At 73.9% G+C, this 1,228-nt stretch carries 1 protein-coding gene; it reads left to right on the top strand.

Annotated features, from left to right (window positions below; all coding sequences use genetic code 11):
- Window positions 1-1,042: FAD-binding oxidoreductase (locus G6024_RS15990; protein WP_159149155.1), on the top strand; the 1,042-nt coding region annotated here is incomplete at its 5' end.
- Window positions 1,043-1,228: the final 186 nt, after the last annotated feature.

A 1,228-nucleotide genomic window follows, 5' to 3' on the forward strand; every position in this document is an offset into this window, starting at 1 on the left:
CCGCGACGCCACGCCGGTACTCCGGGACTTCGCGCGGGCGATGCGGTGGGCGTTCGAGACCACCGAGTACGCGCGCGGCGACCGCGCCAAGGTCGATGAGGTCGTCGAGTTCGCCCGCCACCTGGGCGCCGATCACCGCAAACTCGAACTGACGCCCGGGCACCACCGGCGCTTCGGGGAGGCGCTGGCCCACACCCTGCGCTACCTCGCCGGACGCGCCTGGAACGACCGGCTGGAGACCACCCTGGGCACCGCCTACCGGGTGCTCTCGACCGCCCTGCAACAGGGCGCCGCCGCCGACGAGGGCCCCGCGCGCGTCGGAGCGACCGTGGTGGAGATCCTGCGACCCACCCGGGACGTGGTGGTGGTGCGGCTCATCAGCGACGTGATGGTCGACTACCACCCGGGGCAGTACCTCAGCGTGCTCACGCCCTACGCGCCCGGCGTGTGGCGGCGGCTCAGCCCGTCGATCCCGTCGAACCCGGCCGGGCAGATCGAGTTCCACGTCCGCGACGTGCCCGGCGGCGCGCTCAGCGGCTCACTGGTCCGCAGCGTCGGCGTCGGTGACCGTTGGGTGCTCGCCCGTCCCCTGGGGATGCTCGAGGTCGACCGGTCCGAGCCGACCCGGGACGTGCTCATGATCGCCGGCGGCACCGGGATCGCGCCCCTGCGGTGCCTGCTGCTGGACATGATGCGCCACGCCGACAACCCGCGGGTCCACCTGTTCTACGGGGCCCGCTTCCCCGGCGACCTCTACGACCTGCCGACATTGGTCGACCTCGCCGCCACCGCCCCGTGGTTGACGATCCAGCCCGTCGCCGAGGAGGACGAGGACCCCTGGTGGGCCGGCCCCCGGCAGGACCTTCCCCGCACCCTGCACCGTCGGCAGACCGGCACCCTGGTCCGGGCGGTCACGCAGTGGGGATCGTGGGCCGACCGGCAGGTCATCGTCTCGGGCTCACCCGAGATGCTGCGCGCGACGGTCCGCGGTCTCGTCGCGGCCGGCACCCCGCGGGAGAACATCAGCTACGACCGCCCCTGACAATCCCGCCGCGCGGCGCGGCCACCCACGTCGCCATCGTCGCCAGCGTCGCCAGCGAGAAGACAGTTCCGCACACGACGGCCGAGAGCGGGTGTGCGGAACTGTCTTCTCGATGCGGGAACGCGCCGCGGCGGCCGGATCAGCGCGCCGCCGCGACGGTGTCGGCGTCCTCGCCGGCGCCGGGCG

The sequence above is a fragment of the Dietzia maris genome (assembly GCF_014144855.1).
GTDB lineage: Bacteria > Actinomycetota > Actinomycetes > Mycobacteriales > Mycobacteriaceae > Dietzia > Dietzia kunjamensis.